The 23,232-nt window shown below is 65.5% G+C and carries 22 protein-coding genes and 2 pseudogenes; 20 read left to right on the forward strand and 4 right to left on the reverse strand.

The genetic code is table 11. The features are described from left to right. Positions 1–538: 538 nt before the first annotated feature. The 11 genes and pseudogenes from GVY64_RS20590 (at position 539) to GVY64_RS20640 (ending at position 12,944) form a co-directional block, all read left to right on the forward strand. Complete coding sequence (locus tag GVY64_RS20590; RefSeq protein ID WP_159843843.1) at positions 539–1,897, forward strand: DEAD/DEAH box helicase; 1,359 nt, start codon at positions 539–541, stop codon at positions 1,895–1,897. Positions 1,898–2,207: 310 nt separating this feature from the next. Next, positions 2,208–2,408, forward strand: coding sequence for a hypothetical protein (locus GVY64_RS20595; protein ID WP_159843845.1), 201 nt, complete (start codon positions 2,208–2,210; stop codon positions 2,406–2,408). A 336-nt stretch (positions 2,409–2,744) separates the two neighbouring features. Continuing rightward, complete coding sequence (locus tag GVY64_RS20600) at positions 2,745–4,151, forward strand: selenium-binding protein SBP56-related protein (RefSeq protein ID WP_159843847.1); 1,407 nt, start codon at positions 2,745–2,747, stop codon at positions 4,149–4,151. A gap of 1,229 nt (positions 4,152–5,380) precedes the next feature. Then, entirely contained in the window at positions 5,381–5,926 is a 546-nt protein-coding gene (locus tag GVY64_RS20605) for an MSMEG_0572/Sll0783 family nitrogen starvation response protein (RefSeq protein ID WP_039804722.1), read from the forward strand. Positions 5,927–5,936: 10 nt separating this feature from the next. Next, positions 5,937–6,995 (forward strand): MSMEG_0568 family radical SAM protein, encoded by a 1,059-nt coding sequence (locus tag GVY64_RS20610; protein ID WP_159843849.1) that lies wholly within the window; start codon positions 5,937–5,939, stop codon positions 6,993–6,995. A 40-nt stretch (positions 6,996–7,035) separates the two neighbouring features. After that, the gene (locus GVY64_RS20615) at positions 7,036–8,463 is read left to right on the forward strand and encodes an MSMEG_0567/sll0787 family protein (protein WP_442939606.1); all 1,428 of its coding nucleotides are present in this window, start codon (positions 7,036–7,038) and stop codon (positions 8,461–8,463) included. Continuing rightward, positions 8,460–9,378, forward strand: a pseudogene (locus GVY64_RS20620) (carbon-nitrogen hydrolase family protein). Before GVY64_RS20615 ends, GVY64_RS20620 begins: the two are co-directional and overlap by 4 nt. Then, positions 9,371–9,691 carry an MSMEG_0570 family nitrogen starvation response protein gene (locus GVY64_RS20625; RefSeq protein WP_159843853.1) on the forward strand — a complete coding sequence of 107 codons (321 nt, stop codon included), beginning with the start codon at positions 9,371–9,373 and terminating at the stop codon, positions 9,689–9,691. Before GVY64_RS20620 ends, GVY64_RS20625 begins: the two are co-directional and overlap by 8 nt. After that, the gene (locus GVY64_RS20630; RefSeq protein WP_159843855.1) at positions 9,688–10,959 is read left to right on the forward strand and encodes an MSMEG_0569 family flavin-dependent oxidoreductase; all 1,272 of its coding nucleotides are present in this window, start codon (positions 9,688–9,690) and stop codon (positions 10,957–10,959) included. Before GVY64_RS20625 ends, GVY64_RS20630 begins: the two co-directional genes overlap by 4 nt. 9 nt (positions 10,960–10,968) lie before the next feature. Beyond that, entirely contained in the window at positions 10,969–11,820 is an 852-nt protein-coding gene (locus GVY64_RS20635) for a carbon-nitrogen hydrolase family protein (protein WP_159843857.1), read from the forward strand. Continuing rightward, positions 11,820–12,944, forward strand: coding sequence for an MSMEG_0565 family glycosyltransferase (locus GVY64_RS20640; protein WP_159843859.1), 1,125 nt, complete (start codon positions 11,820–11,822; stop codon positions 12,942–12,944). Before GVY64_RS20635 ends, GVY64_RS20640 begins: the two co-directional genes overlap by 1 nt. Positions 12,945–13,250: 306 nt before the next feature. On the opposite strand, the gene GVY64_RS20645 is transcribed toward GVY64_RS20640, so the two are convergent. Then, positions 13,251–14,216: a zinc-dependent alcohol dehydrogenase family protein gene (locus tag GVY64_RS20645; protein WP_328820982.1), complete on the reverse strand. Its 966-nt coding sequence runs from the start codon at positions 14,214–14,216 to the stop codon at positions 13,251–13,253. A gap of 102 nt (positions 14,217–14,318) precedes the next feature. Between GVY64_RS20645 and GVY64_RS20650 the strand changes: the two genes are divergently transcribed. Further along, positions 14,319–14,702, forward strand: coding sequence for a winged helix-turn-helix transcriptional regulator (locus GVY64_RS20650; protein ID WP_159843863.1), 384 nt, complete (start codon positions 14,319–14,321; stop codon positions 14,700–14,702). A 724-nt stretch (positions 14,703–15,426) separates the two neighbouring features. Here the strand turns inward: GVY64_RS20650 and GVY64_RS20655 are convergent. After that, positions 15,427–16,422 carry a helix-turn-helix transcriptional regulator gene (locus GVY64_RS20655; RefSeq protein ID WP_159843865.1) on the reverse strand — a complete coding sequence of 332 codons (996 nt, stop codon included), beginning with the start codon at positions 16,420–16,422 and terminating at the stop codon, positions 15,427–15,429. A gap of 104 nt (positions 16,423–16,526) precedes the next feature. On the opposite strand from GVY64_RS20655, the gene GVY64_RS20660 reads away from it, so the two are divergent. Continuing rightward, positions 16,527–16,925, forward strand: a complete 399-nt coding sequence (locus GVY64_RS20660; protein WP_159843867.1) for a VOC family protein — start codon at positions 16,527–16,529, stop codon at positions 16,923–16,925. A 128-nt stretch (positions 16,926–17,053) separates the two neighbouring features. Here GVY64_RS20660 and GVY64_RS20665 read toward each other — a convergent pair whose 3' ends face one another. Beyond that, positions 17,054–18,007: an NmrA family NAD(P)-binding protein gene (locus GVY64_RS20665; protein WP_159843870.1), complete on the reverse strand. Its 954-nt coding sequence runs from the start codon at positions 18,005–18,007 to the stop codon at positions 17,054–17,056. 134 nt (positions 18,008–18,141) lie between these two features. On the opposite strand from GVY64_RS20665, the gene GVY64_RS20670 reads away from it, so the two are divergent. The 5 genes and pseudogenes from GVY64_RS20670 to GVY64_RS20685 all read left to right on the forward strand — a co-directional run bounded on the left by GVY64_RS20670 (position 18,142) and on the right by GVY64_RS20685 (position 20,182). Then, complete coding sequence (locus GVY64_RS20670) at positions 18,142–18,654, forward strand: winged helix-turn-helix transcriptional regulator (RefSeq protein WP_201298084.1); 513 nt, start codon at positions 18,142–18,144, stop codon at positions 18,652–18,654. 229 nt (positions 18,655–18,883) lie between these two features. Continuing rightward, positions 18,884–19,123, forward strand: a pseudogene (locus GVY64_RS20675) (polymorphic toxin type 37 domain-containing protein); the annotation flags it as partial. After that, entirely contained in the window at positions 19,120–19,485 is a 366-nt protein-coding gene (locus GVY64_RS38895) for a hypothetical protein (protein WP_328820983.1), read from the forward strand. The pseudogene GVY64_RS20675 and the gene GVY64_RS38895, both read left to right, overlap by 4 nt. After that, the gene (locus GVY64_RS38900; protein ID WP_328820985.1) at positions 19,469–19,546 is read left to right on the forward strand and encodes a hypothetical protein; all 78 of its coding nucleotides are present in this window, start codon (positions 19,469–19,471) and stop codon (positions 19,544–19,546) included. Before GVY64_RS38895 ends, GVY64_RS38900 begins: the two co-directional genes overlap by 17 nt. 66 nt (positions 19,547–19,612) lie before the next feature. After that, positions 19,613–20,182 (forward strand): suppressor of fused domain protein, encoded by a 570-nt coding sequence (locus GVY64_RS20685; protein ID WP_159843876.1) that lies wholly within the window; start codon positions 19,613–19,615, stop codon positions 20,180–20,182. 97 nt (positions 20,183–20,279) lie between these two features. Here GVY64_RS20685 and GVY64_RS20690 read toward each other — a convergent pair whose 3' ends face one another. Next, on the reverse strand, positions 20,280–21,083 hold the full coding sequence (locus GVY64_RS20690; protein ID WP_159843878.1) for an alpha/beta fold hydrolase: 804 nt from the start codon (positions 21,081–21,083) through the stop codon (positions 20,280–20,282). Positions 21,084–21,372: 289 nt separating this feature from the next. Here GVY64_RS20690 and GVY64_RS20695 point away from each other — a divergent pair, with 289 nt between their 5' ends. Both GVY64_RS20695 and GVY64_RS20700 read left to right on the forward strand, forming a co-directional pair. Continuing rightward, a complete protein-coding gene (locus GVY64_RS20695) occupies positions 21,373–22,293 on the forward strand; it encodes a hypothetical protein (protein WP_159843880.1) in 921 nt (306 codons plus the stop codon). Between the two features lie 44 nt (positions 22,294–22,337). Then, a complete protein-coding gene (locus GVY64_RS20700; protein ID WP_159843882.1) occupies positions 22,338–23,228 on the forward strand; it encodes a class I SAM-dependent methyltransferase in 891 nt (296 codons plus the stop codon). The last annotated feature ends 4 nt before the right edge of the window (positions 23,229–23,232 follow it).

The following is a 23,232-nucleotide window of genomic DNA, read 5'->3' on the forward strand; positions in this document are numbered from 1 at the left end:
CGAGCCCGATGCGGTAAAGATCGAACCCTCAGTGTGTGGCACAGGTAGTCAGGCGCCGGACATCCAGTCGAGGAATGCCCGCACGGCCGCACGAGCAGCGGCCGGGTCGGAGGCCGACGGCGCCACGGCCCCCCTCTTTCGGAGTTCGGCGCATTCGGGTGTGAGTGTCGGCTGTTCGGCCCGGCGGTCAGTGGGGTGGGTTTGCCGCGCGATCAGTCGCAGGGTTTCGAGCTCGTCGATGATGACGGTGGCGTCGGACGGTTCGCAGAGTGGCCACCACCAGCGCCTTGAGGCGAGAAATCTCACCCGATGAGTACGAACTGCCCATCACAGGCTATTGTCGATCAAGTGCGTGACATGTCACGCCAAGCGTCGTAGATCGCATTCGCTTCGCAACCAGCGTTTGCCGCATCCGCTCTTCTTACGGCGATCGATTTTGCCCATCGGCAATCTCGCCACTTCGTGCCCCCGGCGCGGACCCGGAAGGTCCACAGACGGCTCGGGCACCACCTGATGTCCGAAAGGCACCACAACACCTATGAGTTCTGCTGACATCTCTTTCGCCGCGCTCGGTGTGAGCGCACCGCTGGTGAAGGCGTTGACTCGCGCCGGGATCACCGAACCTTTTCCGATCCAGACCGACACCCTGCCCGATTCGCTGGCCGGACGCGACGTGCTGGGCCGTGGCCGGACCGGCAGCGGCAAGACGCTCGCCTTCGCCATCCCGATGGTCGACCGTCTCGGCCGCGGTCTCGCCGGTAGGCGCGCACCGAGCCGCCCGACCGGCCTGGTGCTGGCGCCGACTCGGGAATTGGCCACCCAGATCACGGCCGCGCTGCAACCCCTCGCCGCGGCCTATCGCATGACGGTCACCACGATTTTCGGCGGGGTCCCGCAGAACCGGCAGGTCCGGGCGCTGCGCGCCGGTGTCGACATTGTCGTCGCCTGCCCCGGCCGGCTCGAGGATCTGATGAACCAACGTCTGATCTCCCTGGATGCCGTCCAGGTCACCGTGATCGACGAGGCCGACCACATGGCCGACCTCGGGTTCCTGCCAGGCGTGACCCGCATTCTCGCGGCCACCCCGAATGACGGTCAGCGCCTGCTGTTCTCGGCCACCCTCGATAACGGCGTCAACAAGCTGGTCAGCCGCTTCCTGCCGGATGCCGAGCTGCATTCCGTCGATGAGGCGAACTCCCCGGTCGCCGCCATGACCCATCACGTTTTCGAAACCGCGAGCGTCGAAGCCAAGCGCGAGGTCGTACACCGGCTCGCCTCGGGTTCGGGTCGGCGAATCCTCTTCATGCGCACCAAACATCAGGCTCGCAAACTGGCCAAGCAGCTGACCCTCGCCGGAATTCCGGCCGTCGATCTGCACGGCAACCTCTCGCAGAGCGCCCGCGACCGCAACCTCGCGGTCTTCGCCGCCGGTGATGCTCTGGTGCTGGTGGCGACCGATGTGGCCGCCCGCGGCGTGCACGTCGACGGTGTCGAGCTGGTCGTGCACGTTGATCCGCCCGCCGAACACAAGGCGTACCTGCACCGCTCGGGCCGTACCGCGCGGGCAGGCAACTCCGGTGAAGTGATCACCCTGGTGCTGCCCGGCGAACGACGCGACCTGGCCGACCTCATGCGCAAGGCCGAGATCACGGTGACCCCGCAACGGGTCACCGCCGATTCGCCCGTGGTGGCCGAGCTCGTCGGCACGATTGCCCCGTTCGTCGCGCCCTCCTACAGCGAGCGGGCGGCACGTGAAGACGACCGCCGTAGCAGTGGCGGCCCGCGCAGGGGCAGCGGCGGACCGCGCCAGAGCAGGGGCCGTCGCAACGGCAGTACGGCGCAAGGTCGGTCGCACGCCAAGCCGCGCGCTCACTCCGCGCGCGGAACGGTCGCATAGGCCCCTTTTTGTTCGCTCCCCCAGGCAAACCCATGCCGAGATCGCCGCGTCGCTGAGCATCGCCAGCGGATTGCCGGGCATCGAATGCTGGTGAACATGGCTGACGACGCCGGTACTGGCGGGCAACCCATCGAGCGCGAGGCACCGCGCCATCGTCCTGGTGTACAGCGGAGGGGTCACCAGAGAGAGGGCGGTTTCACCGATGCGCAGGGGGCTGGCGGGCACCGCGGACTGGGTGGTGAAACGCAGGTCTCGGGCACGAACCAGCCACCGTTTCCCACTACTGCTGTGCTGATCGCCGCTGTCGTGGATGGCGCTGTCCAGGCGGTTGACCGCGGTGATGGTGACCACCTTGTCCCGGGTGGGCAGCATGGCCGCGACCTCCGGCCAGGTCAGCGGTGCGGCCGCACCCACGCTCGGGTTGTCGCCGAAGCCGATGGTCACGCTGGTCACGATCAGATCCACCGTCACCAGCCTGCCATTTCCGCTCGATCTCGAGCCGCTGCCTTGAAGTGCTGACGGCCGACGCGACGCGTAAGCACCGCCTGAGCCTCACCAACTCCTGCCGAATCGAGGCGTGACGGGAGCATGGCTGCTCCGAGGACCCCGCGACCGGTCGTGATCGACGTTATCGCTTCGAGTCGCTTGTGGCGGCGCGCCGTTATCGAGAGTTGAGAACGACTTACAGTCGCCGGCGGCAACTGGTCGATCCGCATCGAAAGGCCGAGACTGGTTACTGCCTGCCCGCGACATCTCGGCACGCGACCACCTGGGTCGCGCCGACCTCGAAACCGCTGGATCGGGCGAGGTGCGTGGGTCTCCGCCATCGACAGGAAGGAGGCTGAAAATGAATCACTCGAAAGTGGACCCCACCTTCTATCGGAGCGCAGCGGAGGCGGCTGCCGCCCCACCGGAGCGACTGGCATACGTTGTCGCGTTCGACCGCGCGGCACAGAAGCCGGATGCGCTGTCGGTCATCGATGTGGAACCGGGCTCGGTCACCTACGGGCACGTGGTGGGCTGGACCGAAGTACCCCACCTGGGCAATGAACTGCACCATTTCGGCTGGAACGCTTGCAGCAGCGCCCTGAAGCACGAGGGCCACCATATGGAGGGGCTGGCTCGGCGGTACCTGATCGTGCCGGGTCTGCGCTCGTCCCGTCTGTACGTCTTCGACACCCAGCCCGACCCACGCCGGCCCACCCTCGACAAGATCGTCGACAGCTCCGAGCTCGCGGCCAAGGCCGGCTACTCGCGTCCGCACACGCTGCACTGCGGCCCGGACGGCGTGTTCATGACATGCCTCGGCGCGGCGGACGGATCGGATGGGCCGGGCGGGATCGCGCTGCTCGACCACGACACGTTCGATGTCCTGCGGCAATGGGAGACCGACCGTGGGCCGCAATACTTCGCGTACGACGCCTGGTGGCATCTCAATCAGAACACGCTGGTCAGCAGCGAGTGGGGGACCCCGTCCATGATCGAGGACGGGCTCGAACCGGAATTGCTGCTGGAAAACCAGTACGGCCACGCGATCCATTTCTGGGACCTCACCGCCGGTCGGCACCAGCAGCGGATCGATCTCGGCGAGCAGTACCAGATGCCACTCGAGCTGCGCCCTTCGCACGATCCGGACGCCACCTGGGGGTTCGTCGGCGTGGTGATCTCGACCGAGGATTTGTCGGCCTCCGTGTGGCGTTGGCACCGCGACGGCGGAGCGTGGGCGGTCGACAAGGTGATCACCATCCCGGCCGAGCCGGCTGATCCGGACCTGCTGCCGCCGGCGCTGAAACCGTTCGGCGCGGTGCCACCACTGGTCACCGACATCGACCTCTCGGTCGACGACGGATTCCTCTACGTCTCGTGCTGGGGTATCGGGGAGCTGAAGCAGTTCGACGTGCGAGATCCGGCCAACCCGAAACAGACCGGGTCCGTCCGGCTCGGCGGGATAGTGGGCCGCACCGCCCACCCGGCAGCGCCGAACCAGCCGATTGGCGGTGGCCCCCAAATGGTCGAGGTCAGCCGTAACGGCCGACGCGTCTACGTCACCAATTCGCTCTACGGCGCGTGGGACGACCAGTTCTACCCCGACGGCGTCGGCGCCTGGATGGCCGTGATGCGCACCGATCCCGACGGCGGAATGACCATCGACGAGTCCTTCTTCCCCCACGACCAGGACTTCCGAGGTCTGCGGGTGCACCAGGTGCGCCTGCAGGGCGGCGACGCCTCCTCCGACTCGTACTGCTACCGATAGTTACTATGTGCCCACTGCCACGTTCGGCATCCCACCGATCCAGCAGTGCGGGCAGCTCCTTGCCCATCCATACGAAGAACTCGTGCATATCCCGCACTCGCGCGACGTCCTCGCCGTTCGCGTCGTCGAACAGTGCCAGCCCGCGGGAGGTCGTCTCGGTCAGTTGGTCGTACGTGCCGGACTGCTGCCTGGTGAGCTCGGGCTGGATGCCCGGCCGCAGGGAATAGTAGTCGCGGCGGTCGCCGGGCTTGTCGACCCACCGCATGGTGGTGAGCGTCTGGCCTGGCTCGCCGGGACGAGCCGTTACCGCAAAAGGGGAACCACCGCCAGCGATCAAGACATGATCGCACTCACGCTACCGGAGATCCGACGCCTCACCACCGCTCTGCTCCTACCCGCCGTCCGCTGCACCCACCACGTCTGGACACGGTCGAACTGGCGCCGCCGACGACAACACCAAGCCCGCCTCTCCCACTACCGACGCCGAGGACACCCACTCACCTAACTGCCGTTGCAGTATCAGCCCGGCAGATCACAAGCCGGCCTGACCGGACTCCTGCCGTTCCTCACCGGACTCGACCCAAGACTACGATGCGGCGGTCGCCAGGTTGACCCAGCTCGGCAGTATCGACAGCCGGCGCAGCATTCCTACCCCATCAGCGTTCGGGCACGCGCACGCCGCCATCGAATATCGGCGAGCCGGTTTTCGAATTCGTGCAACGGAATGTTGACCGACCCGGCCAATGGATTCCAGCATGTGCTCGGCACGTGCCGGGTGTCGAGCACTATAACCCCGCGCCCGACGGCTTCGGCCGGCCCTACGGAGGTGGCGACCGGGTAGCTACCGGTTGCCGGTCAGGTCGAGTCCGTCAGCGATCACTACCGCCCAGTAACGGTTTCGTCTATGTTTCGAATCGAGGGGCACTGGGTCGATGCGATTAACAGAGAACCGAAAAGTCCAGGACGACTATTACACCGCATCGACTTCGCACCAACCCATGCCGCACCGCAATACGCTGACGGTGTAACTGATTACGTTGTGGCACAGCGTGATTGGTGAGCCAGTTCACAAAAGTGCGTCGTGAGCATCCGGAAACCTCCAATTTTTCCCCAGGTGACCAACCGGACACACACCGAGCGTGAACTTGGTCCATCGGTGACCACCCGGACACCAGCGGGCGCACTGCCAATCACCGAATTCCCACCCGACCACGCCCAGGAGACGAACCATGTCGGCACCCACCACATCGACCTCTGAGATCGACAAGGCGATCGAGGAGAACATCGCGAAATCGCTCGCCGAAATCCCGCACCCGGCCCTGCCGAAGGGCACCAGTATCTACGGCGGCACCAAGATCTTTCCCGACTATCAGGCGGAGGCAGGGGAAACCTATTTCACGCTGGTTCACGGCATCGCCCATGAATCATCGGTGAGTTTCGTGGCCATCCTGCAGGCGACGCGCGCACTTCGCAAAGGTTTCGAATCCGCCATCTACTTCTACGGTCCCGGCGCGATCAACTGCCTTGCCACCCGCGGCTTTCCGACCACGGGCGACAGCGGGTTCCCCGGTGAGCAGAACATCAACGAGGCCCTCGCCACCTTCATCAAGGAGGGCGGGAAGGTGTTCGCCTGCCGGTTCGGTCTCGCCTTGCACGGTGCCCGCGAGGAGGACCTCATCGAAGGTGTGATCCCGGCGCATCCCCTGGACGTGCAGGACGCGCTGATCCACTACGCCCGCAAGGGCGCCATCATCAACTCCACCTACCAACTGTAGGCCGACCGTCATGACCGAGGTATCCACGCGAGTAGATCTCGCACTCTTGGGAATCCGCGTCGATGTGCCGGTGCAGCGCCGTTCCGGTGCCGGCCCCAGTGACGACGGTCATGTGCTGTTCGGGGGTGCCGGCGCTGCCATCCCCCTCCGCCCGGAGAGCCCATACACGATTCGTGCCGATCGGCTGCTCTACGAGGGCACCGATCTCGGCGTGACCGTCGAACCGGTGCGCCGACCCCTTTTCTACGACCTGCGCACCGCCGACGGCGTGGCGTACGAGCAGATCGCCAGACTGCATGGAAAGGATGTGCTGGCGACCACGGTGGTGCAGACCTGCATCCGCTACGGCGAAGACCAACGGTGCCGATTCTGTTCGGTCGAGGCATCTCTCGCGTCCGGCAGCACGATCGCCGTCAAGCGACCGGATCAGCTCGCCGAGGTCGCCGAGGCGGCAGTGCGGCTCGACGGTATCCGGCAGCTGGTGATGACCACCGGCACCTCGGCCGGAAAAGACCGTGGTGCAAAGCACCTCGCCCGCTGTGTGCGAGCCGTCAAGCAAGCGGTGCCGACCCTTCCGATCCAGGTGCAGTGCGAGCCGCCCGGCGACCTTGCGACTCTGAGCCAGCTACGCGACGCGGGAGCCGATGCGATCGGCATCCACGTCGAGTCGCTCGACGACCGAGTGCGTGCTCGATGGATGCCGGGAAAGTCCACCGTGCCGCTGTCCGACTACCGGGCAGCCTGGGCCGAAGCAGTGCGAGTGTTCGGCCGTAACCAGGTCTCCACCTATCTACTCGTCGGTCTGGGCGAAGACCCAGACGAATTGGTCTCGGGTGCCGCGGAACTCATCGCCATGGGCGTGTACCCGTTCGTGGTGCCGTTCCGGCCGCTCGCGGGAACCCTGGCCGTCGACGTCGACGGTGCGAGCCCGCCGACCGCGGCGGTCCTCGAGGACGTGACCCGGCGCGTGGCAGCGGAGCTACGCCGGGCCGACATGCTCGGCACGGACCAGAAGGCCGGATGCGCGGCGTGTGGGGCGTGCAGTGTGCTGCAGACCGCAGGAGGCTGAGATGACGACGACCGAACCGACGGCCGCACCCCGATCCTGGATCGACGAACTGTCCGGAGTACGTGCTTCATCGCCGGATTACTGCGTCCTTTCCGGAAATCCGTCCCCGGCCGACCCCGCGGGCGGATTCCTCATCCAGCTCGCCGATACCCGACATGTCGCCGTCTATCGCGCATTGCGCCGACAGAACTTCGTTACAGAGCAGGGCATGTTCGCAGGCAGCGACGCCGACGACATCGATGACGACCCCCGGGCCCAGATCCTGGTCGCGATCGCCCCGGACGGAGCCCTGCTGGGCGGAGTGCGCCTGGCACCGGCCACCGCCGAAGACCTCGGGTGGTGGACCGGCAGTCGATTGGTGGTGGACTGCGGGCGTCGCACCCATGGTGTGGGCCGTGCACTCGTGCAAGCGGCGTGCGCTTATGCCGAAACCCATAACGTTCTTCGGTTCGAGGCCACCGTGCAAACCCGCTACCGGTCGCTGTTCTCCCAACTCGGGTGGACAGTGCTCGCCGAAACCACCGTGGCAGATACACCGCACCTGAAGATGCGCTGGCCGATCGACCGAATCGAGCGGCTGGCCCGAACCACCAAGGCAATGCTCGGGCAAGCGCTGTCCGAGCTGGGCGATACACCGACGACACTGGGCGGCGCCGGATTCCGAGGCGATGACGGCGCACCGGTCCCGGGCTGCGACCTGGTCGCCGCGTGCGACGCGATCCTGCCTTCCATGGTCGAACGGGACCCGGAATGGGCCGGATGGTGTGCGGCCCTGGTCAACCTCAACGATCTCGCCGCGATGGGTGCAGAACCGATCGGCCTTCTCGACGCGGTCGCCGCGCCCACCCGGTCGCTGCTGACCCGGGTGCTCCGGGGCCTGGGTGCCGCCAGCCGCATCTGGGAGGTGCCGGTGCTGGGTGGCCACACCCAGTTGGGTGTCCCGGCGGCGCTGTCGGTCACCGCGCTCGGCCGTACCGCCCGGCCGGTGCCAGGAGGGGGCGGCGAGGTCGGCGACGAGCTCCGGCTGACCGCTGACCTGGGCGGCGGCTGGCGGTCCGGATATACGGGGCGACAATGGGATTCGTCGTCACATCGGAGCGGCACGGAATTGCGGGCACTGGGCCGGTTCGTCTCGGACACCGGTCCGAAGGCCGCGAAGGATGTCAGCATGGCCGGCATCGCCGGGACCGCGGGGATGCTCGCCGAGGCCAGCGGTGTCGGGGTCGAGCTCGATGTGGCGCGCATCCCGCGCCCGCCGGGCGCCGAGCTCGCCGACTGGATCACCTGCTTCCCCGGCTTCGCGATGCTCACCGCCGATCGCCCCGGCACCCCCGTCAACCCGGTAGGCCCGGCGACGACCGCCGTGTGCGGCGTGCTCAGCGCGACTCCCGGCGTGCGGCTGCGCTGGCCTGACGGAGAAGTCACTCACGCGCTCGACAGCGCGGTAACCGGATTGGGACACTCATGACCGAACTATCGATCTCCGTGGCCGCCGCCGAATTCGGCCGCGACATGGAGGCGTGCTACGCCACCATCGGCTCGCTGATCGAACAGGCGCAGCAACGCGGTAGCCGACTACTGGTGCTGCCCGAGGCCTGCCTGGGCGGCTATCTGCCCAGTCTGGGCGGCGGTGGGGAGAGCGAGGAGGCCAAGCAGCGCCGTCTACGCAGTCTGCCGCCGGCGCTCACCCTCGACGGCCCGGAACTGCGCCGCATCGCGGCGATGGCGGGTGAACTCGTCGTCACTCTCGGATTTTGCGAAGCCGATGGTGATCTCCGCTACAACGCCGCCGCGACACTCACCGGCGACGGGGTTCTGGGCTCCTACCGCAAGGTACATCAGCCCCTCGGCGAAAACCTCTGCTACGCTGCCGGATCCGAATATCGCGCCTTCGACACCCCGGTCGGCCGCATGGGCATGCAGATCTGCTACGACAAGGCATTCCCCGAAGCCGCACGAGCGCTGGCACTGGACGGCGCGGAGATCATCACCTCGCTCTCGGCCTGGCCCACCGCCCGCACCGCCACCACCGAACGACTCGAAGACGACCGCTGGACCCAGCGCTTCGATATCTTCGACCGCGCTCGCGCAGTCGAGAACCAGGTGGTGTGGGTCGCGTCGAACCAGGCCGGGACGTTCGGCTCGTTGCGCTTCGTGTGCAGCGCCAAGATCGTCGGCCCCGGCGGCGACCTGCTCGCCACCACCGGTACCCGGTCTCGTCACCGCGACCGTCGACGTCGATCACGCACTCGAATTGGCACGCGGCGGCGGCATGTACAACCTGCGCGACCGACGCCCCGAGCTCTACCACAGCGTCGTCGCCCGCCATGGCGTGGTCGGGCAGCCCGCGGTGCCCGAAGAGCTGGAGGCGATCCATGCCTGAGGTGACATTCGACATCCGCTGGCCGGACGGCAATGTCCAGTCCTGCTATTCGCCCTCGCTGGTGATCCATGATCATCTGGCCACCGGCGTCGACTATCAGATCGACGACTTCCTGACCCGCGCCTCGAGCGCTTTGAACAGCGCGGCCGAGCGGGTGCGCGAGAAGTTCGGCTTCTACTGCACCTCCGCCATGCAGACCCTGGACGCCATCGAAGCAAGCGCAGCACAGGCCCGGACATCACCGGGCACGGTACGCGTGCTGTCGATGACTCCGCCGTCGGTCGAGGCGGCAAACACCGGAGGAAAACCATGACCCCGCAGACCGACTCGGGTACCACCGTGGAGCACCGTGACGTCGTCGTGATAGGCGCGGGACAGGCCGGGCTCTCGATCAGCTGGCATCTGACCACTCGCGGCATCGACCATGTCGTCCTCGAGCGCGACACCATCGCCCACGAGTGGCGCGACACCCGCTGGGATAACTTCACTCTCGTCACTCCCAACTGGCAGTGCGTGCTGCCCGGTTACCGTTACAACGGACCCGACCCGCACGGCTTCATGAAACGCGATGAGGTCTACACATGGGTCCGCGCCTATGCCGACACCTTCGATCCGCCGGTTCGCGAACACGTCGCCGTCACCGCGGTCACGGTATCGCTCGACGGCGGCTTCGACATCCAGACAACGTCGGGCCCACTGCATTCCGATCAGGTGGTGGTCGCAGTAGGCGGTTACCACACGCCGATCGTGCCCCGCTTCGCCGAGCGGATGCCGAGCTCGATCCAGCAACTCCACTCCGCCGAATACCGCAGCCCTGCGGACCTGCCCGACGGCGCCGTCCTCATCGTCGGTACCGGCCAATCAGGAGCACAGATCGCCGAGGACCTCCATCTGGAGGGTCGGCGGGTACATCTCGCGGTCGGGACCGCGCCCCGCGTCGCCCGCTTCTACAGGGGCCGCGATTGCGTCGCATGGCTGGAGGACATGGGCCACTACGACATCCCGATCGAAGATCAGCCGGGTGGGCTGGGCAAGCGGGAGAACACCAACCACTACGTCACCGGTCGAGACGGCGGCCGCGATATCGACCTGCGCCAATTCGCGGTCGAGGGGATGGCGCTCTACGGCAGGATGGTCGATGTCGCCGACGGCACAGCGTACTTCGAGCCGTCGCTGGAGCGGGACCTCGATGCCGCCGACGCCGTCGCCGAGAGCATCAAGGACTCCATCGACACCTATATCGCCCGTGCTGGCATCGACGCGCCCACCGAACCGCGGTACCGCCCGGTGTGGCGTCCGCAGCGCGAGATCACCGAACTCGATCTGTCGGCAAGCAATATCAGGTCGATAGTGTGGTCGGTCGGGTTCCGTACCGACTACCGGTGGCTGCGCGTCGGCGTCTTCGACGGTGAGGGTCACCCGTGCCACAACCGCGGCGTCACGACCACGCCCGGGCTGTACTTTCTCGGGCTGCCCTGGCTGCACACCTGGGGCTCGGGCCGCTTCGCCGCCATCGCCCGCGACGCCGAGCACCTCGCCGGGCAGATCACCGCCATCGCCCGCACCACCGCGGCGGCCTGAGGCGGACCCATGACCGTCACCCGAATAGCGGCTGTCGCAGCACATTTCGGCGCAGACATCGCCCGCGCTCTGGACAAGATCGCCGGTATCATCGACCGGCTCACCCAGGACGGCGTCGACCTACTTGTGCTACCAGATGCGAGCCTCGGCGGCTACATCGGAGACCTCCGCAACCCGGATCCAGCCGCCGGGCCTGAGGCCATCGACCCCGATGGACCCGAGTTCCGGCTGTTGTGCCGGTTGGCCGGGGATATGACGATCTGCGTCGGCTATGCCGAACATGCAGACGGTGCCCGCTACAACGCCGCAGTGTGCCTCACCGGCGACGGGGTGCTCGGCCGCCACCGCAAAGTACACCAGCCGGCCGGCGAACACCTCGCGTATGCGGCCGGAGATCGCTTCGCGGCATTTGATACCCCGGTCGGCCGGATCGGCATGCTCATCGACTACGACAAGACGTTCCCGGAATCCGCGCGAGCTCTCGCTCTCGACGGTGCCCGCACCATCGCGGCGCTGTCGGCCTGGCCCGCCAGCGTCACCGATCGCGCCTCCCGGATGCCCAACGATCGGCAATCCCGCCTCTTCGACCTGTACGACCAGGCCCGCGCCGCCGAGAACCAGGTTGTTCTCGCATCGTCCAATCAAACCGGAATCACCGGCAACCTGCGTTTCCTCGGCCAAGCCAAAGTGGTCGGCCCCGGCGGTGACATCCTCGCCAAAACCTGGTCCAAGGGCGGCCTAGCGGTGGCGGACCTCGACATCGATGCCGAGGTCGAGCGAGCCCGGCGCGTCCTGCGGCACCTGGACGAACGCCGTGTCGACGCCTACCACAACTTGATGACCGAAAAGAGCGGCTACTGATGCGGATCGCACTTCTCACGTACTCCACCAAACCCCGTGGAGGTGTCGTGCATACGCTCAATCTCGCCGAGTCGCTCGCCCGGCTCGGCGCGGATGTCACCGTATGGACGCTCGGACGTGGCGGGGATGCCGCCTTCTTCCGCCCCGTGGATTCCTCCGTGACAGTTCGCGTCGTTCCCTTCACCAGTGCCGACGGCGAACAGGTCGGGACGCGAATCATGCGCTCCATAGACGTACTGCGGCAGGCGTTCACTCCCGAGGAATACGACATCGTGCACGCACAGGACTGCATCAGCGCCAACGCCGTCGACTGCCGCATCCGCACCATCCACCACCTCGACAACTTCACCACCCCCGAACTCGCCCGCTGCCATGAACGCGCCATCGTCGAGCCTTACGCACACATCTGCGTGTCGGCCGCCGTCGCGGCCGAGGTTGAGGCCGTTTGGGCTCTGCGCCCCACCGTGATTCCCAATGGCGTCGAATACGACCGCTTCGCGGCCGCCGCAGATGACTCTCCCGACGCCACGGATGCCCGCGTCGCCTGGCGACGCCGACTCGGCCGGTACATCGTGGCCGTCGGCGGCATCGAACCCCGCAAAGGCAGCATCGACCTGCTCGAGGCGTTCGCCCTGCTACGGCACGATCATCCAGACCTGCACCTCGTCTTCGCAGGCGGCGAAACACTCTTCGACTACCGCGACTACCGGATCCAGTTCAATGCTCGCGCAACCGAACTCGACATCCGACCCACCATCCTCGGCACCGTCCCACACACCGAACTCCCCGCACTCGTGGCGGCATCGACCCTCCTCCCGTTCTTCTCCACCAAAGAGGGATTCGGGCTCGCGGCCATGGAAGCCCTAGCCGCCGGAGTCCCAGTCGTAGCACGCGATCTCCCGGTGCTGCGCGAGGTATTCGGCGAGGCCATCAGCTACGCGGCCACTCCCGCCGAGCTGGCCGCAGAACTCGCGCGAGCATTGGTTCCCGACCCTTGCCGCACCGAGCACGGCAAAGCCCTCGCCGCCCTGTTCAGCTGGGACCGAACGGCCCGAGCCCACCTCGAGTTCTACCGCACCCATTCCACAGCAGTACCGCCCCGAATGCTCACCACACACCGCTGAACCAGAGAACATGGGAATCCCGACCAACATGGGGAACTCCTACCTGGCCGCCAACGGCGACCTGCCACCGGCCACCAGCGGCGACTCTGTCATGGCCACGGACACCGACCGCCCCGGAAAGTGAGGCTATTCTCCAGGCAGCCCGATGTCGACGACCTGTTTTCTGCCTGGTCGGTCCCGGTAGACCCCGCCCGTCGCAGCACCCGGCCTCGAACCCGTCCCGTCTGCGCGGCCATGGCCGCACTCACCCCAGCACTGATCAGGACAGCACCAGCCACCTGTCAGCCGATCCCTTCTGGTCCGCTGCTAGACCGTGACTATCTTCTTGCCGGCGTGGAGCCCTTTCTCGAGGTGGCGGTGCGCCTCGACGACGTCGTCGAGGGCGAATACCTTGTCGATGGCGGGCCGCAGTGCGCCGAGGCGTACACCGGCGTTGAGGAAGGCCGCCATGCGCTTCACCACGACGGTGTCGAGGGTGTGCTCGAAGCTTCGGTAGCTGAAGATCGTGAGCGGCGCGCTTGTCGGGAAGGGTGTGGGCCGAGAGTCCAGAAAGCCTGCGGCAACCAGTGTTCCGCCGGGGCGGACCGCCTTCAGGAGGTCCTGCTGGCCGGGGCCCATGACAACGTCGAGGACGATGTCCGCGCCGGTCCCGCCGGTGTGGCGGCGGACGGCTTCGACGACGTCCACGCCGTCGGTGGCGATGACCGCGGCGGCGCCGGCGGCGAGCAGGTCGTCGGTGTTCGCAGTGTGCCGAGTGATGGCGATGGGCACGGCGCCGATCTGATTGGCGATCTGCATCGCCGCGCGGCCGACGCCGCCGGACGCGGCAGTGATCAGGACGTGGTCGCCGGGCCGCAACCTCGCCTTCTCGACGAGCGCGCCGTAGGCGGTGGAGTACGCGACCCAGATCGCCGCCGCCTCCGTGATTGCGAGCCCGGCAGGCCGGGCGAGGACCCGGCTCGCGGGAACTGTGGTGTATTCGGCGTAGCTGCCCCTGACGCCAGCGTCCGGAATGGCCGTGAGGATGACCGGATCTCCGACCTTCAGCCCGGTGATCTCGGGGCCCAACGCATCAACGACGCCGGTTCCTTCAACGCCGAGGCGAGCGTGTGGCAGGGGGACGGTTGCGGGCGAGGTGCCGGAACGCATCATCTGGTCGAGCGGGTTGACGGCAAACGCTTCGATCCTGACCCGTACCTCGCCGACTGCGGGCTCGACGACCGGTTCCTCGATGATCTGCATGACATCCGGCCCGCCGAACTCGTTGAACACGACGACTCGTGGCATGGTGACTCCTCCGCATCCAGTGCTGATTTCGTTGCTCGCGGATGACGTTACGGAGTCGTGGGTTACCTCCTGGTACCTTTGATTTTCATGCAGAACGCGGCTGGACCTGCTTTCCTGGCCGACTGCCCCACGCGCCTGGCGGTCGAGATCATCTCCGACAAATGGACTGTGCTCGTGCTCTTCGGGCTCAGCCATCAGCCTCGCAGGCACGGTGAGCTCGTCGACCTCATCGGCGGTATCTCGCGCAAGGTCCTCACCCAGACGCTGCGCCGACTCCAGCGGTACGGTCTGGTCGAACGTCATGCCGAAGCGCCCCGGCGAGTCGAGTACAGCCTCACTGACCTCGGCAAAACCCTCGTCGAGCCGATCGAGGTCCTGACCAACTGGGCGAGGGATTACGGCGGCGCCATCATCGACTTCCAGGAGGCGGCGGAAGCCGCTACTTCTGCTCAGGCACGCACGGCGGGTTGACTCGGCGGCCTCGCAGGCGGGGCTGCGACCGTCGATTTGCGCGGCGGCTTGTCGGCCAGCGGCCCGCTGGTGGTGATCGACGGCTCCACGGGCCGAGCCGCCCGTTTGCGAGAGTTGCGGGGGACGGCCCACCTTGCCACGCAGGCCAACAGCGGCGTCATCCCCCGCCCGTCGACTTCGGGTGACTGCGCCGATATCACCATCCACAATTGCCGCGGTCAGCTCCATGAATACAGAAACGTAGACATGCTCGACGCTGGTGCGCAGTTGCTCGTCGACAGGAATGAATCAACCTGCGTCGGAATCGATTCCGGCGACGTCAAGGCCGAGTGCGGCGGTGTTGGGTCGCCGTCCCACGCCGACGAGCACCACGTCCGCGTCGAGTTCCCGGGCATGCTTCCGCCGACGGTCACCACAGCGCGTTGGTCCGCGCGATGGCTTCGCCCGTCGAGTTGGTGAGCACGGTGATGCCGCGTTCGGTGAAAGACCGGCCCAGCGCGGAGCCCACGTCGGCGTCCTCCCCCCTGGAACAGCGGAACGGTCGAAGGCCACGTCGGTATCATTCTGTGGAATCTCGAAAGTCAAGCGACATCGATGTCAGCTGAAGTACTCGTGCACAACGATGCCCCTGCAGACCTCCGCCATTCACTAGGTGGGCCAATGACGCCAGTCCCACGCGGATCGCGGCATCAACCGAGTGTTCGGGCTGTGTGGCGGGGTGGGGCTACCTATGGGTTGGGTATCGGCCGTCGGCGGCCGCGGTGAGTCGGCAGGCCAGGGCGCGTACGGCGTCTTTGAGGGTGTCGGGGTGTTCGATGACGAACGGACGATTCAGGCCGGCGAGGACCGGGGGAATCCAGTCGAGTTGTTCGGCCCGGATTCGGACCCGGACCCACGGGCGGGTGTCGGCCGGCGGTGAGTCGATCTCGTGCATGGTCGCGATCGTCGCGGGGAGCAGCGGGCGGACCTGGCTGAGCGTGCCCTGCACTCGAATCGATACCTCGTGCCGGTAGGGCGCCGTGGCAAGTGCGGACAGCAGGTGAGCTGCCGGCTCGAATCCGGTGGGCGGAGTGAATGTTCCGGGCAGTGTGGTCACCGCGGTGATGCGGTCCACCCGGAACTGGCGTAGTTCGTCGCTGTTGCTGTCCTGCCCTGTCAGGTACCACCGGCCGGAGTGGTCGACGAGCCCATAGGGGTGCACGGTCCGCTCGCTGGGCCGCCCGTTTCGGTCGGTGTAGTCGATCGCGACCGGTCGGTGCTCGCGGGTGGCCTCGGCGAGGCGGAGCAGGACGGTGGTCTCGACAGTGACTTCCGGGCAAGCGTCGGCGGTGAACTCGACGGTGTTGATCAGTGCGTCCAGCCGGGCCGTCAGGCGGGTGGGCACGACGCGGCGGAGTTTGGCCGTCGCGCTGTCGGCTGCGCGGGCGGAAGCTGTCGATCGGTCGGCGCCGCGGTTGGTGAGGAGTCCGAGTAACACCGCCACCGCCTCGTCGTCGGTCAGCATCAGCGGCGGCATTCGGTACCCAGGGGCGAGCTGGTATCCCCCGTAGCGGCCCCGAACCGATCGGACGGGGATATCCAGGTCGGTGAGATGCGTGACGTATCGCCTGACGGTGCGTTCATCGACGCCGAGCCGTCCGGCCAGTTCACCGACGGTATGGGTACCGCCGGCCTGCAACAGCTCGAGCAGGGCCAGCACTCGGGCGGTGGGGCGCGTCATCTCCGAAATTCTCGCATCTATACCGGGCGGAAACTGTCCCGTATCGACTCTACCGTGGCATGCGGCGGTGGAACTTCCGCCTCATCCGACAGCAGGAGCACATAATGAAGCTCGTCTCGATCCGCCTGATCACCGATGACATCCAGCGGTTGGTCAGCTTCTATCAGCACGTGACCGGTGTCGAAGCAACCTGGGCTACAACGGATTTCGCTGAAATCGTCACACCGGCCGGCACCCTCGCGATCGGAAGAACCCGCACCGTGGCGCTGTTCGCTGCGGGCAGCGCGCGCCCAGCCGACAACCACACAGCGATCATCGAATTCCTGGTCCCCGATGTCGATGCCGATTACCGGCGGTTGCGAGACGTGGTCGAGGATTTCGTCAACGAGCCCACGACGATGCCGTGGGGGAACCGGTCGTTGCTGTTCCGCGATCCCGACGGCAACCTGATCAACCTCTTCACGCCGGTCACCGCGCAAGCCGTCGCAAAGTTCACCTTTTGACATCCGCCCATCGGCATTTCAGGATGGTGGTCCTACCACTGCCTCACCGATCCATCAGGATTCGTGCTCTCGCCGCGGCAAATCACGGGGCTGCTAGCTCTCAGCGCGCACACGCCCGGATCCGTGGATCAACGACCGGGGGCCGCAACGAATTGGTGACCGTGTTCGCGGAGGAACTCGGCGAACGTCTGCGGCGAACGGCCGATGGCCTCGGTGAGTGCGGTGGTATCGACCGGCGGGGCCGATGGCAGCTGGGAGAACACCGCACCTATGGCCGAAATGTGCTGCGCCATCGCTGGATTGACGGACGGTTCGGTGCCGTTGTGTGCGAGGGCTTCCAGTTCGCGCTGCCATCGACCGGCAGGGATGGAGGTGTATCGGACCGGTGTTCCCGTTTCGGCTTCGATGAGGGCGGCGATCTCGGCGTGGCTGTGCACGGCCGCCCCCTGCGGGTAGAGCGTGGTGCCGCGAGGGTATCGGACTGGGTCGGTCAGCGCGGCCACGGCGAGATCGGCGGCATCGAGACCGCTGATCCACGGCACCGCACCATCGCCGAAACTGTTGGCGAAGCTGCGGGTCTCGCGGATGGATCCGGCGTGCAACAGCACGATGTTCTCGTAGAACAGAGCCTTGATCCGCAAGATCGTCGGTTCCAGTCCCGCCCAGGACAGCACCTGCTCGGCGGCCCATTGCGCGCGTCCCAGCCCACTGGGGTTGTCGGGGGCCGAGACCGCCATGGACATCACGACCAGTCGCGGCATGGTCTCGGCGTGCCGGATCGCGGAGGCCAGATTGGCGGCGGCCTGCACGATGCCGGGAGCGACCGGATAGGTGAAATACACGGTGTCCACGTCCCGCACGGCCGCATCCAGCGTCCGGCGATCCAGCAGATCGCCCACGACGATTTGCGCGCCGAGAGCGCGAAGGTGTTGTGCGCGTCCGTCATCAGTGCGTACCAGCACGCGGACCGCGTGGTCATGTTCACGAAGACGCCGCACGACATGTGAGCCGGTGCCGCCGTGTCGTCCGCCCGCACCGATGACCAGCGTGGTGGTTCGGGGGCTGTCGGAGGAGAAAGTCACAAGTGCGCCTTCCGGTCGTTCACCAGGGTGAGATGTGGCAGCTCGTGGTCCGGCTGCGACGCCCACGCTAGAACCAGTAACTACTATTATGCAAGTTACTGTAGGGTCACTGTGGATGGCGAAAGGATCAGCAGGTGCGGCGAACGAGTTTCCAGGCGATGGGGTGCCCGATTGCGGGCGCTCTGGAGTATGTCGGCGACTGGTGGACGCTGCTGATCGTGCGCGATGCGCTGGACGGGTTCACCAGATTCGACGAGTTCGAACGCAACCTCGGCATCGCCCCGAATATGCTGACCAGGAGATTGCGCACTCTGGTCGAATCCGGGCTGCTCGAACGCAGGCGCTACAGCCAGTCCCCGCCCCGCTACGAGTACGTCATCACCGACAAGGGGCGAGACCTTTCTCCGGTCCTCGTCGCCCTGTACGCCTGGGGCCGCAAACACACGGGATCGGATGCGCCGAGCGTGGTCCTGACCGATCGCGACACCGGGGAGGAGATCATGCCCGGCCTTGTGGATCAGCACAGCGGACGCCCTCTCTCGGCCGTCGACCTCGCCTTCCTCGCCGGCCCAGGGGCCGACGGTTTCATGCGCGAACGTCTCGACCCCGAGTTGCGGGCGGCGCGGCGCCGACGCGCCACCAACTAAGCGCACGTCTCCTTTGAAGGACTGCTGCCGGACCGAAAGATCGCGGAATCACTGTCCGGCAGCACCATCGGGGCCTGGCGTGGTGACCACCTATCCGCTGAGTGCGAGCCGGGAGTTCATGTTGAGCTTCACCTCGCCGTAGGGCAGTACGTGCGACCAGAACAGCGGGGTCAGGCCGCGTTTGTCCTCTGCGGTGCGCTCGACCGGGCCAGTCGGGGTCAGTCGAGGAGACCCTGATGGGCCGAAGGCCCCGGGCCGTCCGGGCGAGGCGGAAGGCTTCGTGCCACTTAAAGACGGTGACAAGTGGGTTCCCAACCCGAACGGTAAGGGGTCCGGCCGGCTCGACGCGGATGGGCGTGTGTGGGTGCCAACCGGTCGAGGCTCGACAGCGCACAGCGGCCCGCACTGGGACGTGCAAGAGAAGAAAGGTGGTTATACGAACGTGTACCCAGGCGGGAAGTCGCGATGAACAGCACCGGCACCGTGGTCATCGAGGCCACCGGCGTCACCTATTACTCGCCGCAAGACGAGGCTGCGTTTTTCGGGCCAGTGCCTGTCGCGCTGCAATGTCGAAGACCTCCAGCCGCGCCCACCAGGCACGATCGGCGAACCGAACGGCCATCGACCGGCCGGCATCGCTTCTCGCACCTGCCGGAACCAGATCAGCCGCGCGGTGAAGCAGACCAGGAAGGTCCATGGGCCATTTTCGATCAGGGCGGCGACACCGGGGACGTAGGCCTGCTGGGTGGTCTCGGTAAGCGCCGTATCGAGTGGATCGAGGGTAACCTGCAATGCGGTCACCAGGTGCGACCGAATCAGCGCGGGCTGTGACAACTGCTATGCCCTGCCGATGGCCAAGTGGTTCGAAGCAATGGGCGCGGCGCAATATTAGATCGACGGTGACCCTCGACCAGTGGCTGGTACCTCCCGCAGTGTACGTTCCCATGATCGGAGAGATATGAGTTCGCCTGGGGGATACGACAGGTTCCTCGAGCATATCGAGGGCAAGCTCGGCGGGATCAAACACGTCGAAGGCCCTGAGGTGAGCGGTTCCAACCGGGGATACGCGCTGATCTACGCCCACCTCGCCGATCCTGGTGTCGCCACGGTGACGACGAACGGCGTACGGTTCCAGCAGATCACCTCGATGCTGCCGGCGGAGTTCACCTGCTCACTGCAGGAAGACCAGGAACGCATCGCGCGCTACCTGGTCGACACCGTCGCCGGCCTGGCCATCAGCAGCGGCGGCGGCCTCGAATACGAACAGGTCGTCGTCAAGAACGATCAGCCGATCATCGCGGACACCGCGATGCACGGCATCCTTACTTCGCCGAGCCCCTTCTTCGGTGGGGAGTTCGACCTCTACCGCGACGACAACGGTCAGCCGTCGTTGCAGATCATCACGCTGCTCCCGGTGACCTCGGCCGAAGCTGACTTCGTAGAGGAAGCCGACGCCGAGGAGTTGTACGACATCTGGCGAGAGAACCGGACGAATCTGCTGAGCGTCTACCGCGAGTCCGCGCTCTGAAGCTGCCGAATGCAGAACTGGACTCGACACTGCGCCACACTCGGCCGTCCCGGCTGACCGGCCGACGCGCTGTCGCTGAAACCCCGCTCAGCGCTATCTACTCGAGGAACTCTACGACGTCCTTGGCGAACCGCCGGTCGGCGATCGCGCTGTTGTGGTCACGCCCGGCATAGACCAACAGCTCGGCGTCTCTGAGCCCTTCGGCGGTGTCACGGAACATGGCAACGGGATAGGCGAGGTCCTTGTCGCCGCCGATCACCAAGGTGGGCGCGGCGATGCCGGCGAGCCGGTCACGCAAGTCGAACGTGTCCTCGGCTTCGATGACACGGATCGCGTCGGTGTAGTCACCATCGGCAGGACGCATCATCGGGTCGATCATCCAGAGAAATCCAGCCATCAGCCTCCTGCCGAGACGTGACGTCGACGCGATCGACGCCCACGCGACTGCGGGCCGCTTGCCTGCGGCGGCGCGCTCGGCGAACAGTCGCATGGCATTGCGTCCCTCCATGCTCAGTGCATACGCGGCGCTCGCGAGGACAAGCCGTCGTACGGCTGCGGGGTGGTCGTGCGCGAGTTGCAAGGCGACCGAGCCGCCGGTGGAATAGCCGACCACGTCCACTGCACTGTCGAATTCTCCGGTGAGTCCCTCGGCGAGGTCGGTTGCGATGTCGGTCATCGTCAGGCCCGCGGGCACTCCAGGACGGCGATTGAAGACGTAGACCGTGCGATGTGCGGCCAGCGGCAGGAACGGCTTGATCATGTACTTGCGCGCCCCGCCGTCCAGGTTGCCGTTCTCTGGAGTCGATCCTGGCAAAGCAATCAGCGGGGCTCCGTCGCCGAACCTGAGATAGGGATGGCCGTTGGGGCACTTCCCCTCGCAGATATCCAGTTTGGCGGTCATTGGCACTCCTCCGGAACAACGTGACTCGATTGGTGTCACGCTATCGGTATCGGCCATCCCAACCAATCGGTCACTCCATGAGCTTCCCCCGCTGAGCCGGTGAGGTCCCCGCCTCGGCCGAATCACCTCCTGTGCAACGTCTGTCAGCTCGGCTAGCGATCGATCGGCCGACGTACCGACACGAACGGTTCGCAGCTGAGACACCTCGGCAAATTTCGTCGGGTCAGCACCCTGCCATGTGCATAGTGGTGTCGAGCGATCGTCATCGGTCCAGATCGTGTATCGGGTCATGGACGTCGACTATCTGGCCTATGATCGGACGGACTCGATCATGCGAGCTGTGGCTCGTCCCTATGTAGGGTTGGAACTGATGGTGAGTACCGAGCACTCACGGCCCGCTCGACGGCGACAAGCCAATGAGCGCGCAATATATCGTCAACTGCGCGAACAAGATACCGCATTCGGAGATGCAATTGCCTCTCCACATCGGCTGATCGCAGTGGTCTTCGACAGCGAGCTATCGGATACCGGGGACCTGACCAGGAAAATCCGAGTACTGCTCCGGCTGGGCGATCTGCGAGGAGACCCGCCAGAATATCGTTGGCGTATACCACATCCACCGCAGCGCCCTCCGTTTGCGCTCGACATTCGAGTGCTGCCGAGTCCATTACCATACCGTATCGAGCAGACAGAGATATCCACCACCGTCGCTTGCACGACCGCCGTATTCGATCTGTCGAGCTGCATGGTCGACGAAACCATCGAGTTGAATTTCTGTTACTCTCTCGAAAATTCGGTGGACACAACAAGTCGAGGCATCTTCTCGAGAAGGCACACGTTTGTGTGGACGTACACCTTCGTGTCTCGCACCGATTACTTCGAGACCAAATTGAGCTTTCCCAGAGGCGCGAGCCTGAGCGTGGACAGCAATGAAACATCACTGCATGCGTTGGAGCGGACAGCGGAGATAGATGGGCGCGCCGTGTACTCGTATACGAGCTGGGAGCCGAGGCAAGGGCAGACGATCAGTGGTTGCGTCACCTACCGACTCTGGTCGTCTACGATCGAACCGATCATCGCGATTGCCGGCGGCACCGTCGTCGCAATCCCGGCGGCATTTGCGACAGATGCGCTCACCGGGTTTACCACGTTCGCACTCGCTGTCTTGGTCACAGGATTTGCCCAGTTTGCAATCGGACGACTGAAGTAGGCCGTATACGCATTTCAACCGGTCCTGCAACGTTACGGGAAGACATGTCGCTATCTGGAGCTCGAGCATTCGACTGGTCGACGCTCCCCGCTGCCTATCCGGCGCAGTACGAACGTCTCAATGAGAGCTACGGGCAGGTCTACACGGCTGCGGCGGAACGACTGGTCACGGTTGCGGGAATCGGCCGAGGCAGCACTGTGGTCGATGTGGGCGCAGGCAGTGGCTTCTCCGCCGAGATCATCGCGAGAGCGATAGGACGCCCAGGAAACTTATTAGCCGTCGATCCAAGCGTTGCGATGCTCGATCGAGCACGCGAAAGAATCTACCCGTGCTCCATCTTCTTTCGCGCGGGTCGGGCATCCGATGTCCATTCGATCGCCGCCAGCAATGGATTCTCAGGTTGTGATGCCGTTCTGTCGAGCTTCACCTACTATTATACCTTTCACAACAGGCGCTCACTACATCGCGCCGTACACGGCATTTTGAAGCCGGGCGGAAAGTGGGCCTTCAACCTCACCAAATATCTCGGGGCGCTAAGGATAGCAGGGAAGGTATACAATGAGTTCGGCGACGTCTACGTCGACCATTTGAAGTCTATCGCAGCACGTCACGGAATACGTCACGGTGACCGAAACGAAGAGGAATCCGACCAGTTCGCCGATACAGATTGGGAAGTGTCGGAGCTGCTGGCCGCCGGCTTCACTGATATCGAGGTCGAGGCCTGGGCGCTACCGATGACACCTAGCGCAGCTTTTCGTTTCACGCTGGACGGATTTTATAGCCATGGATCGCGAGTCACCTTTCTTCCGGCCCTCATGGACCTTCCGATCGGCAACCGCATCGAGATCATGCGCGAGGCGCTGACCGAATGTTCGAAAGAACTCGACTCCTATCCCCGACCGCATATAGCGAATCTCGTTGCGATGCGGCCTTGATTCC

Source organism: Nocardia sp. CY41, from assembly GCF_009829325.1.
Lineage (GTDB): Bacteria > Actinomycetota > Actinomycetes > Mycobacteriales > Mycobacteriaceae > Nocardia.

Excerpts from the sequence above, each read along its gene's own strand:
- GVY64_RS20590 (WP_159843843.1), top strand. The coding sequence starts at position 539 with ATGAGTTCTGCTGACATCTCTTTCGCCGCGCTCGGTGTGAGCGCACCG.
- GVY64_RS20595 (WP_159843845.1), top strand. The coding sequence starts at position 2,208 with ATGGCGCTGTCCAGGCGGTTGACCGCGGTGATGGTGACCACCTTGTCC.
- GVY64_RS20600 (WP_159843847.1), top strand. The coding sequence starts at position 2,745 with ATGAATCACTCGAAAGTGGACCCCACCTTCTATCGGAGCGCAGCGGAG.
- GVY64_RS20605 (WP_039804722.1), top strand. The coding sequence starts at position 5,381 with ATGTCGGCACCCACCACATCGACCTCTGAGATCGACAAGGCGATCGAG.
- GVY64_RS20610 (WP_159843849.1), top strand. The coding sequence starts at position 5,937 with ATGACCGAGGTATCCACGCGAGTAGATCTCGCACTCTTGGGAATCCGC.
- GVY64_RS20625 (WP_159843853.1), top strand. The coding sequence starts at position 9,371 with ATGCCTGAGGTGACATTCGACATCCGCTGGCCGGACGGCAATGTCCAG.
- GVY64_RS20630 (WP_159843855.1), top strand. The coding sequence starts at position 9,688 with ATGACCCCGCAGACCGACTCGGGTACCACCGTGGAGCACCGTGACGTC.
- GVY64_RS20635 (WP_159843857.1), top strand. The coding sequence starts at position 10,969 with ATGACCGTCACCCGAATAGCGGCTGTCGCAGCACATTTCGGCGCAGAC.
- GVY64_RS20640 (WP_159843859.1), top strand. The coding sequence starts at position 11,820 with ATGCGGATCGCACTTCTCACGTACTCCACCAAACCCCGTGGAGGTGTC.
- GVY64_RS20650 (WP_159843863.1), top strand. The coding sequence starts at position 14,319 with ATGCAGAACGCGGCTGGACCTGCTTTCCTGGCCGACTGCCCCACGCGC.
- GVY64_RS20655 (WP_159843865.1), bottom strand. The coding sequence starts at position 16,422 with ATGACGCGCCCCACCGCCCGAGTGCTGGCCCTGCTCGAGCTGTTGCAG.
- GVY64_RS20660 (WP_159843867.1), top strand. The coding sequence starts at position 16,527 with ATGAAGCTCGTCTCGATCCGCCTGATCACCGATGACATCCAGCGGTTG.
- GVY64_RS38895 (WP_328820983.1), top strand. The coding sequence starts at position 19,120 with ATGAACAGCACCGGCACCGTGGTCATCGAGGCCACCGGCGTCACCTAT.
- GVY64_RS20685 (WP_159843876.1), top strand. The coding sequence starts at position 19,613 with ATGAGTTCGCCTGGGGGATACGACAGGTTCCTCGAGCATATCGAGGGC.
- GVY64_RS20690 (WP_159843878.1), bottom strand. The coding sequence starts at position 21,083 with ATGACCGCCAAACTGGATATCTGCGAGGGGAAGTGCCCCAACGGCCAT.
- GVY64_RS20695 (WP_159843880.1), top strand. The coding sequence starts at position 21,373 with ATGGACGTCGACTATCTGGCCTATGATCGGACGGACTCGATCATGCGA.
- GVY64_RS20700 (WP_159843882.1), top strand. The coding sequence starts at position 22,338 with ATGTCGCTATCTGGAGCTCGAGCATTCGACTGGTCGACGCTCCCCGCT.